The 13,380-nt window shown below is 70.3% G+C and carries 16 protein-coding genes; 8 read left to right on the top strand and 8 right to left on the bottom strand.

Going from position 1 to position 13,380, the window contains the following annotated elements; translation table 11 throughout:
• The first annotated feature begins 88 nt into the window (after nucleotides 1-88).
• The 4 genes from ACQEXA_RS21015 (at nucleotide 89) to ACQEXA_RS21000 (ending at nucleotide 2,878) form a co-directional block, all read left to right on the top strand.
• Nucleotides 89-1,213 (top strand): family 2 encapsulin nanocompartment cargo protein polyprenyl transferase, encoded by a 1,125-nt coding sequence (locus ACQEXA_RS21015; protein ID WP_432932339.1) that lies wholly within the window; start codon nucleotides 89-91, stop codon nucleotides 1,211-1,213.
• A 235-nt stretch (nucleotides 1,214-1,448) separates the two neighbouring features.
• Complete coding sequence (locus ACQEXA_RS21010) at nucleotides 1,449-2,057, top strand: GNAT family N-acetyltransferase (RefSeq protein WP_432932341.1); 609 nt, start codon at nucleotides 1,449-1,451, stop codon at nucleotides 2,055-2,057.
• A gap of 231 nt (nucleotides 2,058-2,288) precedes the next feature.
• Nucleotides 2,289-2,636 carry a DUF952 domain-containing protein gene (locus ACQEXA_RS21005; RefSeq protein ID WP_432932343.1) on the top strand — a complete coding sequence of 116 codons (348 nt, stop codon included), beginning with the start codon at nucleotides 2,289-2,291 and terminating at the stop codon, nucleotides 2,634-2,636.
• Entirely contained in the window at nucleotides 2,633-2,878 is a 246-nt protein-coding gene (locus ACQEXA_RS21000) for a hypothetical protein (RefSeq protein WP_359395841.1), read from the top strand. Before ACQEXA_RS21005 ends, ACQEXA_RS21000 begins: the two co-directional genes overlap by 4 nt.
• Before the next feature lie 48 nt (nucleotides 2,879-2,926).
• On the opposite strand, the gene ACQEXA_RS20995 is transcribed toward ACQEXA_RS21000, so the two are convergent.
• The 4 genes from ACQEXA_RS20995 to sodN form a co-directional block, all read right to left on the bottom strand.
• Complete coding sequence (locus tag ACQEXA_RS20995) at nucleotides 2,927-3,676, bottom strand: VOC family protein (RefSeq protein WP_432932345.1); 750 nt, start codon at nucleotides 3,674-3,676, stop codon at nucleotides 2,927-2,929.
• Between the two features lie 117 nt (nucleotides 3,677-3,793).
• Complete coding sequence (locus ACQEXA_RS20990) at nucleotides 3,794-4,210, bottom strand: VOC family protein (RefSeq protein ID WP_359395837.1); 417 nt, start codon at nucleotides 4,208-4,210, stop codon at nucleotides 3,794-3,796.
• 9 nt (nucleotides 4,211-4,219) lie between these two features.
• On the bottom strand, nucleotides 4,220-4,651 hold the full coding sequence (locus tag ACQEXA_RS20985) for a helix-turn-helix transcriptional regulator (protein WP_359395835.1): 432 nt from the start codon (nucleotides 4,649-4,651) through the stop codon (nucleotides 4,220-4,222).
• A 230-nt stretch (nucleotides 4,652-4,881) separates the two neighbouring features.
• Complete coding sequence (gene sodN / locus ACQEXA_RS20980; protein ID WP_355133333.1) at nucleotides 4,882-5,277, bottom strand: superoxide dismutase, Ni; 396 nt, start codon at nucleotides 5,275-5,277, stop codon at nucleotides 4,882-4,884.
• A gap of 145 nt (nucleotides 5,278-5,422) precedes the next feature.
• Between sodN and sodX the strand changes: the two genes are divergently transcribed.
• On the top strand, nucleotides 5,423-5,857 hold the full coding sequence (gene sodX, locus ACQEXA_RS20975; RefSeq protein ID WP_359395832.1) for a nickel-type superoxide dismutase maturation protease: 435 nt from the start codon (nucleotides 5,423-5,425) through the stop codon (nucleotides 5,855-5,857).
• Here sodX and ACQEXA_RS20970 read toward each other — a convergent pair.
• Complete coding sequence (locus tag ACQEXA_RS20970) at nucleotides 5,761-6,390, bottom strand: CGNR zinc finger domain-containing protein (protein ID WP_359395830.1); 630 nt, start codon at nucleotides 6,388-6,390, stop codon at nucleotides 5,761-5,763. The genes sodX and ACQEXA_RS20970 overlap by 97 nt on opposite strands.
• Nucleotides 6,391-6,488: 98 nt before the next feature.
• Between ACQEXA_RS20970 and ACQEXA_RS20965 the strand changes: the two genes are divergently transcribed.
• Nucleotides 6,489-7,256 carry a class I SAM-dependent methyltransferase gene (locus ACQEXA_RS20965; protein WP_432932349.1) on the top strand — a complete coding sequence of 256 codons (768 nt, stop codon included), beginning with the start codon at nucleotides 6,489-6,491 and terminating at the stop codon, nucleotides 7,254-7,256.
• Between the two features lie 141 nt (nucleotides 7,257-7,397).
• On the opposite strand, the gene ACQEXA_RS20960 is transcribed toward ACQEXA_RS20965, so the two are convergent.
• From ACQEXA_RS20960 to ACQEXA_RS20950, 3 genes are read right to left on the bottom strand one after another with little or no spacing between them, the layout of a single operon-like run.
• A complete protein-coding gene (locus ACQEXA_RS20960; RefSeq protein ID WP_359395826.1) occupies nucleotides 7,398-8,198 on the bottom strand; it encodes an amino acid ABC transporter ATP-binding protein in 801 nt (266 codons plus the stop codon).
• The gene (locus ACQEXA_RS20955) at nucleotides 8,195-9,124 is read right to left on the bottom strand and encodes an amino acid ABC transporter permease (protein WP_361825506.1); all 930 of its coding nucleotides are present in this window, start codon (nucleotides 9,122-9,124) and stop codon (nucleotides 8,195-8,197) included. Before ACQEXA_RS20955 ends, ACQEXA_RS20960 begins: the two co-directional genes overlap by 4 nt.
• 29 nt (nucleotides 9,125-9,153) lie before the next feature.
• A complete protein-coding gene (locus ACQEXA_RS20950) occupies nucleotides 9,154-10,119 on the bottom strand; it encodes an ABC transporter substrate-binding protein (RefSeq protein ID WP_432932351.1) in 966 nt (321 codons plus the stop codon).
• Nucleotides 10,120-10,658: 539 nt separating this feature from the next.
• Between ACQEXA_RS20950 and ACQEXA_RS20945 the strand changes: the two genes are divergently transcribed.
• Nucleotides 10,659-11,882: an NAD(P)-dependent malic enzyme gene (locus ACQEXA_RS20945; RefSeq protein WP_432932353.1), complete on the top strand. Its 1,224-nt coding sequence runs from the start codon at nucleotides 10,659-10,661 to the stop codon at nucleotides 11,880-11,882.
• A gap of 444 nt (nucleotides 11,883-12,326) precedes the next feature.
• A complete protein-coding gene (locus ACQEXA_RS20940) occupies nucleotides 12,327-13,292 on the top strand; it encodes a zinc-binding dehydrogenase (RefSeq protein WP_432932354.1) in 966 nt (321 codons plus the stop codon).
• Nucleotides 13,293-13,380: the final 88 nt, after the last annotated feature.

Raw genomic sequence — 13,380 nt, 5'->3', positions numbered from 1 at the left:
GCCCGCCCGTCCGGGCGGGTACACCCTCGGGGTACTGGCCCATCGGCAGCGGAAGCGTCACCGTCCGCAGACACTTCGAGGCGGTTCCATGGGTGAGTTCATGACGGAGCCGAAGCAGAGCCCGACGCTCGGACGGCTCGGCCCGGCCGGCTCCCTTGGCCGCCTCGGCCCGCTCCCGGGCCCGGCCGGGCCGCCCGACGGACACGAGGCCACGGTGATCCTGGAGCGCACCCGCGCCTCGGTCGACCCAGAGCTGCGCCGGGCCGTGGACTCGCTGCCCGGCTCGATGCGCCGCATCGCGCGCTACCACTTCGGCTGGGAGCACGCGGACGGCACCCCCGCGTCCGGCAACGCGGGCAAGGCGATACGGCCCGCGCTCGTCCTGACCGCGGCCCGCGCGCTCGGCGGCCAAGCGGCCGCCGCCGTGGGGGCCGCCGCGGCCGTCGAACTGGTCCACAACTTCACGTTGCTGCACGACGACGTGATGGACCGGGACGCCACCCGCAGACACCGTCCCACCGCCTGGACCGTGTTCGGCGACGCCGACGCCATCCTCGCCGGGGACGCCCTGCAGGCTCTCGCCCTGCGGCTGCTCGCCGAGGACCCGCACCCGGCGTCCGGGGCGGCGGCCGCCCGGCTCGCGTCCTGCGTCGTCGAACTGTGCGCCGGTCAGCACGCGGACACGGCCATGGAGCGGCGCGACCCCGACGAGGTCACCCTCGACGAGGTGCTCGCCATGGCCGAGGCGAAGACGGGCGCACTGCTCGGCTGCGCCTGCGCACTCGGCGCTCTGTACGCCGGAGCGGACGAGGAGGACGTCGCGGCGCTGGACGCCTTCGGCCGCGAGGCCGGGCTCGCCTTCCAGCTCATCGACGACGTGATCGGGATCTGGGGGGACCCGAGCCGCACCGGCAAGCCGGCCGGGGCGGATCTCATGGCCCGGAAGAAATCGCTGCCCGTGGTCGCCGCCCTGGCCTCCGGTACACCGGCGGCGGCGGACCTGGCGGAGCTCTACCGGGGACCGTACGAGGAAGGGGAGTTGGAGCGCACCGTGCTCGCCGTCGAGCGGGCGGGCGGACGTGACTGGGCGCAGGTGCAGGCGGCCGACCGGATGGGCCGGGCGATGCACGAGCTGTCCCGTGCGGTCCCCGACCCGGCGGCGGCGGACGGCCTGCTGGCCCTGGCCGAGTTCGTGACCCGGCGCAGCAGCTGACCGGCACGACCGTCAGACCCCGGAGACCCGGGTTCCGCGAGGCTCCTGACTCCTCGCGGCACCCGGGTCTCCGGCTGCGGGGTGGGCCCCGCACCTCCCCGCGGTGTGCGGCCTCTGTGCCCTTTGCCGAAGGCCGGTTCGCCTCCGGAGCGCCCCTTCGGGTCATGCGCCCAGCAGCACTCGATAGGGTCAACACCCGTAAGAAAACGGCTGGTTGGGGTGAAAGGGCGGGCAGATGGGCGTGGCCATCCGGGCGGCGGAGGGGGACGACCGCGAGACGGTCGTCCGGCTGCTGGACGAGGCGTTCCGGGACGATCCGGTCAGCAGCTGGGTGTTTCCTGACGAGGAGCACCGGCGTACGACGCACCACAGGCTGATGGGCGCGTTCACCGACATCGTGTTCGCCGAGGGGCGCATCGATGTGACCGAGGACGGCACGGCCTGTGCGCTCTGGCTGCCGGTGCCCGCCGGCGACCACGCGGGCGCGGAGGACGACGCGGAGGACGCGGACGACGCCGTGCGACTGCGTGAGACGGTCGACCCGGACAACGAAAGGGTCGAGCGCATCGCCCGGCTGACGGCCGCGTCGCACCCCACGGAACGCGCCCACGAATACCTGTGGATGATCGGCGTGGCCCGGGGGCACCAGGGCGAGGGCCTCGGCACCGCGCTCATCCAGCACGTCCTCGACCGCTGCGACCGGGAGGGCCTGCCTGCCTACCTGGAGGCGAGCAGTGCCCGCAGCACCAGGCTGTACGAGCGGCTCGGGTTCGCCTACACGGGTCGCACCCTCGACATCCCCGACGGCCCGAAGATGTGGCCGATGTGGCGCGACCCTCGCTGACCGAAAGCACCGGGGGCGCCGCACCCGTGGCCGCCCTACGCTGAGGGCATGGGCAGCAAGGATCAGGTCTGTCCGTCCTGCGGGCAGCCCGTCGGCACCGTCGTACGGCGCCATAAGACGCTGGGTATCTTCGTCCCGGTGTGGCGCCCCGGTCCGTGCCGCAACCCCAAGTGCCCGGCGTACGCGGCTCCGGAGACCGGGGTGTCGTACCCGAAGCCTAGGGTTGGCGGTATGTCCGAACCTCTGCTGCACCTCACCGAGCGCTCCCTGTGGGAGGCGGCCCGCGCGACCGGCACCTACGAGATGTCGACCCGCGACCGCACCCTTCAGGAGGAGGGCTTCATCCACTGCTCGCTGCGGCACCAGGTCCCGCGCGTCGCGGGCTGGGTGTACGGGACGTACGAGGGGCCCGACGAACTGGTGCTGCTCGTCATCGACCCGCGGCGTCTGACGGCCCCCGTACGCTACGAGGCCGTGCAGCCCGGCGGCGAGGAGTTCCCGCACATCTACGGGCCGATACCGGTGTCCGCCGTGGTGGACGTGGAGGTCTGGAACGCCGGGACGGCGGCGCCGGAGTGACCGCGACGGGGGGACGGAGCAAGGCCTGGCGGTGGGCCGTCGGGGTGTGGGCGGCACTGGTGCTGACGGGCGGGGGCCTCACGCTGTGGCTGCAGGAAGCGAACGAGCCGGATCCTCCGGCCCGGTGGGAACGCGCGCCCGCTCCGCTGCTGTCCGCGGACGTCGACGAGACGTCCTGTCCGACCCCGACGCCTGCCACGAGGCCGGTGATCATCGTATGCGCGTACTCCGCCGTCCGGTAGTACGCCGTCATCCGGCGGAGCGGGCATGACGGCGCCGTCCGGCGTCGCCTAGCCGGGCAGGCCGCCCGTCCACGGATCGCGGGCCGTCAGGCAGTACGTGCCGCCGACCGGGTCGCGCATCACCGTCCAGTGCGCACCCCGCTCGACGAAGGCGGCGCCCAGGCGTTCGTGCCGGGCCCGGGTCGCCTCGATGTCCGCGCACGCGAGGTCGAGATGGGCCGAGGCGGGGCCGTCGGTGCCGAGGCGCTGCACCAGGATGCGGACCGGCAGTGCGGCGGGCGCCCGGACCACATGGAACTCCGGCAGGGAGCCCGGATACGACTCCCAGCCGGTGAGGCCGCCCCAGAAGGCGACTTCGGCGTCGAAGACAGCCGGGCCGACGTCGAGACACACCTGGTCGAGCCGGTCGGCCGCACCGCCGGAGTCCTCGACCACGGGAGGCCGCGCCGACTCGCCGTGCCAGGGCACCGCGCAGAACGACTGGCCGCCCGGGGAGCGGAGCACGGCCCACCCCGGATGGCCGGCGACGACGTCGGCTCCGAGCCGCCGCGCCGCCGCCACCAGCGCGGGCACGTCCTCGACGGCCAGGTCGAGATGGGTGCCGCCGCCCGCGCGCACGGCCTGCGCCTTCAGGCAGGCGTCTCCCGTCTCCGGCAGGAGCGTCACGAACTCGCCGTCATCACCCCGGGTTTCGGACAACTTGGTCGCCGTGACCGCGGTCCAGAAATCGCAGGCCCGGCCGAACTCCGGAGCGGGCCGGTCGACGAAGGCGTAGGACCAGCGGATCGGTTCGCTCACGGGGCGACTCCCTGGCAGACGGTGCGGACGGTGGACGGGCCGCTCGTACCGTCTCCCGGCCGGAAGGAACGCGCAACGCGTTTCCCGGGCCCGGCTGCCAGGTGGCCGCGGTCCGCGTCAGGCGGCGCGGCGCTCCGTGAAGCGCAGCAGGTTGCCCGCCGGGTCGCGGAAGGCGCAGTCGCGCATGCCCCAGGGCTGGTCCATGGGTTCCTGGAGGACGTCGGCCCCGGCCCCCTCGACGCGGGCGAAGAGGGCGTCGCAGTCCTCGGTGGAGAAGATGACGCCCCGCAGGATGCCCTTGGCGAGCAGCTCCGCCATCGCCTGGCGGTCCGCCGGGGAGGCGTCCGGGCTGGCGCCCGGCGGCTCCAGGACGATCTCCACGTCGGGCTGGAGCGGTGAAACGACCGTCACCCAGCGCATCCCCTCGAACCCGACGTCGTTGCGGACCTCGAGGCCCAGGACGTCCCGGTAGAAGGCGAGCGCCTTGTCGTGATCGTCGACGGCGATGAAGCACTGGGAGAGTTTCAGGTCCATGGCGCCAGGCTAGAGCTGGGCGCGCGGGTCCGCTCGCGTATCGCCCGGCCTGCCCCGGCGGGGGCGCGTCAGGCCCTTCACCACGCACGGCGGAATCGGCGCTGCGTGCTCGTGCGACCGCGCTCGGTAGGCGCTCGGCGTCTCGCCGACCAGCTCCGTGAAGCGCGAGCTGAACGACCCCAGGGAGGTGCACCCCACGGCGATGCAGACCTCCGTCACGGTCATGTCCCCGCGCCGCAGCAGCGCCTTGGCCCGCTCGATGCGGCGGGTCATGAGGTAGCTGTACGGAGTCTCCCCGTAGGCCGCGCGGAAGCTGCGCTGGAAGTGCCCGGGCGACATCAGCGCGGTGTGCGCGAGCGCGGGCACGTCCAGCGGCTGTGCGTAGTCTCGGTCCATCCGGTCGCGGGCCCGCCGCAGCCGGACCAGGTCGTCCAGGTCCACGCCCACAGCATGGCACGGGGTACCGACAACAGGACCCGGCATGAGACGGCTCGGCGGTCCGGACGGGCGGAACGGTCCGGTCCGCAACCGGGTGATCCATGCGCTTGCCCCGGGCGGCCGGGCACATGTGAAGGGGCCCGGCCGACGGTGCGGCCGGACCCCTTCAGACACGTCGCTGACCTGCGAGGATGCACCGCTCGCGGGTCTTTGCGATCAGAAGGACCGGTGGATCAGGCCTTCTTGGTCTCCCAGAAGATCTTGTCGATCTGGGCGATGTAGTCCAGCGCCTTCTGGCCCGTGGCCGGGTCCTTCGACGCCTTGGCGGCCGAGAGGGCCTTCAGGGTGTCGTTGACCAGCTGGTGCAGCTCCGGGTACTTCTCGAAGTGCGGGGCCTTGAAGTAGTCGCTCCACAGCACCGAGACGTGGTGCTTGGCGAGCTCGGCGCGCTGCTCCTTGATGACGGTGGCGCGGGCCTGGAAGTGCGGGTCGTCGTTGGCGGCCATCTTCTCCTGTACGGCCTTCACCGACTCCGCCTCGATGCGGGCCTGGGCCGGGTCGTAGACGCCACAGGGCAGGTCGCAGTGGGCGCTGACCTTGACCTTGGGGGCAAACAGGCGGGAGAGCATGAAGCTGTCCTTCCTCGTGATCGTCTTCTCAGGTGGGACATTACTCCGTGGGGGACGGGTTTTCGCGAGTGCCCCCGTGGGCTTACGTCAAAAGTCCAGGGTGAGACTGGGACTGGTGGAGGATCGGACCGGGGAGGTGCCGGGGATGCCGGAGCTGTCACAGGAGTTCGAGCGCACGAGGGCCCTGCTGCCGTTGGGGGCGGCGGAGGTGACGGGACCGTCCATGGTGCCCACGCTGCACCACGGGGACCGGCTGCTCGTCCAGTACGGGGCGCGGGTCCGGCCGGGTGACGTCGTCGTTCTGCGGCATCCCTTCCAGCAGGACCTGCTGGTCGTCAAGCGGGCCGTCGAGCTCCGCGAGGGCGGCTGGTGGGTGCTCGGCGACAATCCGTACGCGGGCGGGGACAGCACCGACTACGGCAGCGTTCCCGAGGAGCTCGTCCTCGGGAAGGTGCGACTGCGCTACCGGCCGCGCAAGGAGGGTCAGCGCTCGCTGTTCGCGCTGCTGCGCTGGGCGCTCTCGGCCGGCCGGCCCGTGTTCTCCGACCGGTCCGCCTCCAGGCGCTTGCGGGCGCGGTAGGCGGCCACGTTGGCGCGCGTCGCGCAGCGGTCCGAGCAGTAGCGCCGGGAGCGGTTCGTCGACGTGTCGAGGTACGCGTTGCGGCAGGGGGCCGCCTCGCACAGGCCCAGGCGGTCCACGCCGTATGCGGTGAGGTGGAAGGCGAGCCCCATCGCGGCGATCGCCGCATAGCCCGCGGTCGCGTTCGACGGGTGGTCCGCGAGGTGCATGTGCCACAGCGGGCGGCCGTCCTCGTCGCGGTGGTCGTGCCCGGAGATCTGCGGGCTCACCGGGAACTCGAGGAGCAGCGAGTTCAGCAGGTCCACGGCGAGCGTCTCGTCGCCGGTGTCGGCCGCCTCGAAGACCGCGCGGAGTCGGGCCCTGACCGATCGGAACCGGGTGACGTCGGCGTCGGTGGCGCGGCGGGCCGCCGACTGGTTGCCCCCGAAGAGGTCGCGGACGGCCTCCACCGAGGTGAGCGAGTCCTTGCCCCGGGCCGGTTCCTCGCTGTTCACGAGTCGTACGGCGTAATCCGAGTAATAGGCCAGTTCCACTTGTAGTCCTTACGGAGGCGCTCTATGGTCGTGGGGCGGTCGGGTAACAGACGATCGTGCTTCCAGGGTATTACGTGACGCACGTAACGGAGGGCGGCATGGCGGACACGGAGACCACGGCGACGACCGACTGGCGGGCCTGGCAGGAGAGCTGGGACCGACAGCAGGAGTGGTACATGCCCGACCGAGAGGAACGCTTCCGGATCATGCTCGACATGGTCGAGGCGTTCGTCGGCACCGAACCCCGGGTGCTCGACCTCGCCTGCGGCACGGGCAGCATCACCGCCCGGCTGCTCGACCGCTTCCCGGGGGCCACCAGTACCGGCGTCGATCTCGATCCCGCACTGCTGGCCATCGCGCGCGGCACGTTCGCGGGCGACGACCGCGTCACGTTCGTCGAGGCGGACCTCAAGGACCCCGGCTGGCCCGCGCGTCTGCCACACGACGTGTACGACGCGGTGCTCACCGCCACGGCCCTCCACTGGCTGCGCAAGGACCCCCTCGAAGGCCTCTACGGTCGGATCGCGGAACTCGTCCGCCACGGCGGTGTCTTCATGAACGCCGACCACATGATCGACGACACCACGCCCCGGATCAACGCGGCCGAGAGCGCCCTCCGGCACTTGCGCATGGACCAGGCGATGCGGGGCGGTGCCCTCGACTGGGCCGAGTGGTGGCAACTGGCCGCCGAGGACCCCGTTCTCGCCGCGCCGACCGCCCGCCGCTTCGAGATCTACGGCGCCCATGCCGACGGGGAGACGCCCTCGGCCACGTGGCACGCGCGCGTACTGGGCGAGAAGGGCTTCGCCGAGGCCCGCCCGGTGTGGTGCTCGCCTTCGGACACGCTCCTGCTCGCGCTGAAGTAGGGGCAACAGGCTGCCGTTTCACCGCGTTCGCGGTACCGGCCGTGGCGGGCCGGGCTCGGCGTATCGCCGAAGTGAGTGGGCCCCGTGTCCTTGCGACACAGGGCCCACTCACTTCTTGCTCTGCACAGTCCGCGACGTGCTCTACAGAACCTTCGACAGGAACGACTTGGTTCGGTCGTGCTGCGGGTTCGTCAGGACCTCGCGCGGGTGGCCGGCCTCGACCACCACGCCGTCGTCCATGAACACCAGCGAGTCGCCGACCTCACGCGCGAAGCCCATCTCGTGCGTGACGACGATCATCGTCATGCCGTCCTCGGCCAGGTCCCGCATCACGTCGAGCACCTCGCCGACGAGCTCCGGGTCGAGGGCCGAGGTCGGCTCGTCGAAGAGCATCAGCTTCGGCTCCATCGCCAGCGCCCGGGCGATGGCGACTCGCTGCTGCTGGCCGCCGGAGAGCTGGGCGGGGTAGTGCCCCTTCCGGTCTCCGAGGCCCACCCGGTCCAGGAGCCGCTCCGCGCGCTCCCGTGCCACGGCCTTGGACTCGCGCCTCACCTGGACCGGAGCTTCCATGACGTTCTCCAGCGCCGTCATGTGCGGGAACAGGTTGAAGCGCTGGAACACCATGCCGATGTTCCGCCGCTGGGCCGCGACCTCCTTCTCCTTGAGCTCGTAGAGCTTGTCGCCCCTCTGCCGGTAGCCGACCAGTTCATTGTCGACGTACAGCCGGCCAGCGCTGATCTTCTCCAGGTGGTTGATGCACCGCAGGAAGGTGGACTTGCCGGAGCCGGACGGGCCGATCAGGCAGAACACCTCACGCGGGTTCACCTCCAGGTCGATGCCCTTGAGGATGTGCGCAAGACCGAAGGACTTGTGCACCCCCTCGGCCTTGACCATCGGGTGGCCGGTCGTGCTCGGGGCGATGCCCTTGCTGAGACTGCTCATCGGGCCACCTCCGGGCGGCGGAACGAACCGAACAGGCGGAGGTTCTTCCTCAGGCGCTGAAGCGGTGTCGGCGGCAGGCTGCGCGACGAACCGCGGGCGTACCGGCGTTCGATGTAGTACTGGGCGATGCTGAAGACCGTGGTGAGGATCAGGTACCAGATCGAGGCCACGAAGAACATCTCCACGACCGCGAGCGAGGTACTGGAGATGTCCTGGGCCCGCTTGATGAGCTCGTTGAACTGGACCGCGTAGGCCAGCGACGAGGTCTTCAGCATGTTGATGAACTCGTTGCCCGTCGGCGGCACGATCACCCGCATGGCCTGCGGGAGGACCACGCGCCGCAGCGTCTTGCCCTGGGTCATGCCCAGAGCGTGCGACGCCTCCGTCTGCCCTTCGTCGACCGACTGGATGCCGGCCCGGACGATCTCGGACATGTACGCGGCCTCGTTCAGACCGAGTCCCAGCAGGGCCGCCAGGAACGGGGTCATCACCTGGTTCATCTCGTCCTTGTAGAACCCCAGGTTGAGGATGGGGAACACGAGCGAGATGTTGTACCAGAGCAGCAGCTGGACCAGGACCGGAGTGCCGCGGAAGAACCACACGTAGAACCAGGCCACGCTGCTGGTGACCGGGTTCGACGACATCCGCATCACGGCGAGGATCACGCCCAGGACGAGACCCAGCACCATGGCGAGCACGGAGATGTACAGCGTGTGCCAGACGCCGGACAGGATCGTCCCGTCGGTGAGGTAGTCCGGGATCACGCCGTAGTTGATCTTGGCGTTGGAGAAGGCGATCCCGATCAGCACCAGGATGGCGATGACCGCCGCGCCCGCCACCCAGCGGCCGTAGTGGCGAACCGGAATGGCCTTGATCTGCTCCGGCGGCACCGTCGGCGCCGGAGTCTTGTCGACAGTGTCAGTCACGGTGACAGCCCTTCAGTGGTGCCTGAGGCTCAGGAGCCGCCGTTGATCTTCGCCTCGGTGACCCCACCGTCCGTGACGTTCCACTTCTCCAGGATCTTCTGGTACTCGCCGTCCTTGATGATCGCGGCCATGGCCGCCTGGAGGGCGTCGCGCAGCTGGGTGCTCTCCTTGCTGACGCCGATGCCGTACGGGCCGGCCTCGATCTGGTCGCCGACGACCTCGAAGTCGTTGCCGCCGCCGGAGGTCTTCGCGTTGTACGCCGCGACGGGGAAGTCGTTCAGGTCGGCGACGGACGCGCCCTGCTTGAGGCGGAGCAGCGCCTCGGGGTCGGTGTCGAAGGTCTGCAGCGTGATGGCCTTCTTGCCGTCCTTCGTGCACTTCGTGCTCTGCGCCTTGGCGATGCCCTCCGACGTGGTGCCCTGCTGCAGGGCCACGACCTTGCCGCACAGGTCGTCCAAGGTCTTGATCGCCTTCGGGTTGCCCTTCTGGACCAGGATCGAGGTACCGGCGGTGAAGTAGTCGACGAAGTCGATGCCGTTGCCGACCTTCTTGCCCGTGTCCGAGTCGATGCCGTTCTGGCGGTCCTTCGTGTCGTTCATCGCGGACATCACCACGTTGAACCGCTTGGCCTGCAGACCCACGATGAGCTGGGCGAACTTGCCGTTCTGGAAGTCGAACTTCACGCCCAGCTGCTTGCCGAGCGCGTCCGCGATGTCCGGGTCGATCCCGACGGCCTTGCCGCCCTCCATGTACTCGACCGGCGGGTACGCGATGTCGGAGCCCACCTTGATGACTCCGGCGTCCCGGATGTCCTTGGGGAGCTTGTCGGCGAGCGGCGCTGCGGCCGAGCTGGAGCTGCCGTCGCCGCTGTTGCTGCTCTTGTCGGTGTGGTCACCGCAGCCGGCGACCAGCAGGGTGCCCGCGACCGCGACGGCGCCGACCGCGGCTATCCGGGAGCGCGTGGCGGTCGTACGACGGGTGGAGCTTGCGGCCATGGTGGGTTCCTCCGGCGGGATCAGTTGTGCCGATGGGGTCGACGAGAACACACACCTTCGGGTGTCGCGACCTCGTGTGGTTGAGGCATCTTGCCATTTGGATTCGGTGATTCAGGGGACCAGCGATGTCAAAATCGGATAACAGGTGACCCCCGAACCGCCTCGAACCCGGACCGACGCCGGACCTTGTGCGGGAATCCTTCGTTCCGGCCGGAAGATCTTCGGTGCGTTCCGGGATCCGGACGATCTCGCTCCGCGCGTGTGATCACGACGGGGTGTGTGCGTTGCCGACTTGTCCGCATTTTCGGCCATGAGTCATCTCACCGGCGTGTGACCTTCGTGTTATGGACTCGTCCGGGACACCATCCGTCGGGTAAGAAGGTTCTTTACACCCCTCATCCGGGGCTCAGGGCGCGTGTGCGGCGCGCCGTCGCGTATGCACCCGTACCCATCAGTTCTCAAGGTCATACGCGGTCCCGCCCACCCCTCAACCAGGGGTGGTCACCCTCAAACCATGAACATCTAAGGGGTTCAACACAGTGGCAGCGGAGATCGTCAATCCTCGCAGCGACAGCAATACGGATCAGGACGGCGGGGCCGAGCCCCACGATTCCTTCGATCCTGTGTTCGCGCTGCACCGCGGCGGCAAGATGGCCGTGCAGGCCACCGTGCCGGTCCGCGACAAGGACGACCTGTCCCTCGCGTACACCCCCGGGGTCGCCCGGGTGTGCACCGCCATCGCGGAACAGCCGGAGCTGGTCCACGACTACACCTGGAAGTCGTCGGTCGTCGCGGTGGTGACGGACGGTACGGCCGTCCTCGGCCTCGGTGACATCGGCCCCGAGGCCTCCCTCCCGGTGATGGAGGGCAAGGCGATCCTGTTCAAGCAGTTCGGCGGGGTGGACGCGGTCCCGATCGCGCTCGCCTGCACGGACGTGGACGAGATCGTCGAGACCGTGGTGCGCCTCGCGCCCTCCTTCGGTGGCGTGAACCTCGAGGACATCTCGGCACCGCGGTGCTTCGAGATCGAGCGCCGGCTCCAGGAGCGGCTGGACATCCCGGTCTTCCACGACGACCAGCACGGCACGGCCGTGGTGACGCTGGCGGCCCTGCGGAACGCGGCGAAGCTGACCGGGCGGAGCATCGGCGAGTTGCGCGCGGTCATCTCGGGCGCGGGCGCGGCCGGGGTCGCCATTGCGAAGATGCTGATCGAAGCGGGGATCGGCGATGTGGTGGTCGCCGACCGCAAGGGTGTCGTCTCGCTCGACCGCGAGGACCTGACGCCCGTCAAGCGGGACGTCGCCGGGTTCACCAACAAGGCCGGACTCACGGGTTCGCTCGAGCAGGCCCTCGCAGGTGCCGACGTCTTCATCGGCGTCTCCGGCGGCACGGTTCCGGAAGAGGCCGTGGCCTCGATGGCCGAGGGCGCCTTCGTCTTCGCGATGGCCAACCCGACTCCCGAGGTGCACCCGGACGTCGCGCACAAGTACGCGTCCGTGGTGGCGACCGGGCGGTCCGACTTCCCGAACCAGATCAACAACGTGCTGGCGTTCCCGGGCATCTTCGCCGGGGCCCTTCAGGTGCGGGCGTCCCGTATCACCGAGGGGATGAAGATCGCCGCGGCCGAGGCGCTGGCGGCGGTCGTCGGCGACGACCTGGCGCCCGACTACGTGATCCCGTCGCCCTTCGACGAGCGGGTGGCCCCGGCGGTGACGGCGGCGGTCGCCGCCGCGGCCCGGGCCGAGGGAGTCGCGCGCCGATAGCTCCGCCGGGTGGACGGGCTTGCATGCGGGCCCGTCCACCCCTGTGGAGCCGGGTCCGTTTGCGGCCCGCTGGTGCGGGTGGCGTTCGGTCGCCACGTGCCCGAGCGGCTTGTGTTCGGGTGCCCGCCATCCAAGTGGGGCTGGATTTGCTTTGTCGGCCCCACCGCGGGTCGCCGGCCCGTGTGTCTGTGCGAGGGTCGGGATTGCGGCCCAGCGGCATCCCCTAGTGCCCTTGCGGCCGCCTGTCTACGCTGGTGACCTTCCGGGTCCCCGTCTTCCCGGCGCACTGCCGGAGCCGGCGGGAGACGTCCCGACACCGCCCGTGCCGTCCCGGGCATCTCTCCCGCTCCGGGCCGCAGTACGACAGCCGTGCGCCCCCTCGGGGACACGCGTCACAGCCGGGCCAGGTTCCCTACGGCAACCGCGGAGCCTATCGTCAAGGTCATGTTCGCTGCCTACGCCGCCCGTATCGACCGCGACCAACCCCTGACCGGCCTGGAGTTGGGAGAGCGTCCCGCCCCCGAGCGCAGGCCCGGCTGGACGACCGTGAACGTCAAGGCCGCCTCCCTGAACCACCACGACCTCTGGTCCCTGAGGGGCGTCGGCCTCTCCGAGGACAAACTCCCGATGATCCTCGGCTGCGACGCGGCCGGCGTCGACGAGGACGGCAACGAGGTCGTCCTCCACTCCGTCATCGGCCAGACCGGTCACGGCGTCGGCCCCGACGAGCCCCGCTCCATCCTCACCGAGCGTTACCAGGGCACCTTCGCCGAACAGGTCTCCGTACCCACATGGAACCTGCTGCCCAAGCCCAAGGAACTCTCCTTCGAGGAGGCCGCCTGCCTCCCTACCGCGTGGCTGACGGCGTATCGCATGCTCTTCACCAATGCGGGCGTCCGCCCCGGCGACTCCGTTCTCGTCCAGGGTGCCGGCGGCGGTGTGGCGACCGCCGCGATCGCGCTCGGCAAGGCGGCGGGACTGCGGGTCTTCGCCACCAGCCGTGACGAGGCCAAGCGCAAGCGTGCCCTCGAACTGGGCGCCGTGGAGGCGCTGGAGTCGGGAGCGCGGCTGCCCCGGCGGGTGGACGCCGTCATCGAGACCGTCGGCGCCGCCACCTGGTCCCACTCGGTGAAGTCGCTGCGGCCCGGCGGCACCCTCGTCATCTCGGGTGCCACCAGCGGCGACCGTCCTTCGCACGCCGAACTGACCCGAATCTTCTTCCTGGAACTGAAGGTCGTCGGCTCCACCATGGGCACCAAGGACGAACTCGAGGACCTGCTGTCCTTCTGCGCCGCCACCGGAGTGCGTCCCGTCATCGATGAAGTCCTTCCGCTGGACCGCGCCCGCGAGGGCTTCGAACGCCTGGAGTCGGGCGAGCAGTTCGGCAAGATCGTGCTGACCGGGAACTGATCGCCGCTGTGGACCGCCGCCCACTAGTAGGGCTTGGTCAGGTAGGGGGCGAGCGTGTCGTATCAGGGCCAGGGTCTTCGGCAGGTGG

Source organism: Streptomyces sp. CA-106110 (genome assembly GCF_050936285.1).
GTDB lineage: Bacteria > Actinomycetota > Actinomycetes > Streptomycetales > Streptomycetaceae > Streptomyces.
This window is presented reverse-complemented; position numbering and strand designations above follow the sequence as displayed.

What these genes read in the sequence shown, in the direction of transcription:
- ACQEXA_RS20950 (WP_432932351.1), bottom strand. Translation starts at nt 10,119, where the DNA reads ATGGCCGCAAGCTCCACCCGTCGTACGACCGCCACGCGCTCCCGGATA.
- sodX (WP_359395832.1), top strand. Translation starts at nt 5,423, where the DNA reads ATGCCGGAGCTGTCACAGGAGTTCGAGCGCACGAGGGCCCTGCTGCCG.
- ACQEXA_RS21005 (WP_432932343.1), top strand. Translation starts at nt 2,289, where the DNA reads ATGTCCGAACCTCTGCTGCACCTCACCGAGCGCTCCCTGTGGGAGGCG.
- ACQEXA_RS20940 (WP_432932354.1), top strand. Translation starts at nt 12,327, where the DNA reads ATGTTCGCTGCCTACGCCGCCCGTATCGACCGCGACCAACCCCTGACC.
- ACQEXA_RS21015 (WP_432932339.1), top strand. Translation starts at nt 89, where the DNA reads ATGGGTGAGTTCATGACGGAGCCGAAGCAGAGCCCGACGCTCGGACGG.
- ACQEXA_RS21010 (WP_432932341.1), top strand. Translation starts at nt 1,449, where the DNA reads ATGGGCGTGGCCATCCGGGCGGCGGAGGGGGACGACCGCGAGACGGTC.
- ACQEXA_RS20990 (WP_359395837.1), bottom strand. Translation starts at nt 4,210, where the DNA reads ATGGACCTGAAACTCTCCCAGTGCTTCATCGCCGTCGACGATCACGAC.
- ACQEXA_RS20960 (WP_359395826.1), bottom strand. Translation starts at nt 8,198, where the DNA reads ATGAGCAGTCTCAGCAAGGGCATCGCCCCGAGCACGACCGGCCACCCG.
- sodN (WP_355133333.1), bottom strand. Translation starts at nt 5,277, where the DNA reads ATGCTCTCCCGCCTGTTTGCCCCCAAGGTCAAGGTCAGCGCCCACTGC.
- ACQEXA_RS20965 (WP_432932349.1), top strand. Translation starts at nt 6,489, where the DNA reads ATGGCGGACACGGAGACCACGGCGACGACCGACTGGCGGGCCTGGCAG.